General features: G+C 27.4%; 1 protein-coding gene. It reads left to right on the top strand.

The features are described 5' to 3' along the window. The first annotated feature begins 331 nt into the window (after positions 1-331). A complete protein-coding gene (locus MBORA_RS11405) occupies positions 332-643 on the top strand; it encodes a transposase (protein ID WP_082853366.1) in 312 nt (103 codons plus the stop codon). The last annotated feature ends 207 nt before the right edge of the window (positions 644-850 follow it).

Here is an 850-nt window from a genome sequence, read left to right as displayed (position 1 = left end):
AATACTTAACAACGAATCCAACTGACCACAATGAACTTCTACCAATGTTATATGAAATAAAATCTAATTTAAACCAACATCCCAGAGTTGTTTTAGCAGACACTGCATATTTACAAGACATATCATTAAAATATGCTCATGAACATGGTATTCAATTAGTTATTCCTGGATTCAAATGAAAGTAAAAAATCCAAACCCAAAAATATGAAAAAACCATTTTCAAAAGTCAATTTTAACTACGATTTGTTAAATGACTGTTTTATATGCCCGATGGGTGAAAAACTCAATTTTAAAAATATTAGAAAACTAAATAATGTTCCAATGAGAGTTTATTCAACAAATAAAGTGTAAATCATGTCCAATTCATGACCAATGTACTAAAAGTAGAGTTAAAGAAATATTTGAGCCCAATAAACCTTTAAGATTGAAATTACATCAATTTTATCAATCTGAAAAAGGACAATACTACTACAAGAAAAGAGCCAATTTAGATGAAGGTTACTTCGGAACAATGAGAAAATCACGTAATTTCCAAAAATTAGAAAGAAAAGGCTTAAAAAATGGAGAAAAAGAACTAACTTTACGGGCTATCGCCCATAACATACAGAAAATACATGAAAATTTAAACACAACACTCATTTAAATAAAATACAAATCCCATTAAAATAATGTTATTCATCTCAATGATTAAAATAAAGGAATCTTTGATTGTTTAAACTATATAGTTGAAAATTTAGCCAAATCCGATTAAAAATAGCAATCGATGTGTAATTTCAACTGTATATGGCCTTATAATTACACATCGATTTTCATAATTTAGGATTAAAAATACTAATTATTGGACAGTCCC

The organism is Methanobrevibacter oralis (assembly GCF_001639275.1).
GTDB lineage: Archaea > Methanobacteriota > Methanobacteria > Methanobacteriales > Methanobacteriaceae > Methanocatella > Methanocatella oralis.
Note: the sequence above shows the minus strand (reverse complement) of the source record. Positions and strands in the feature narration are given on the sequence as shown.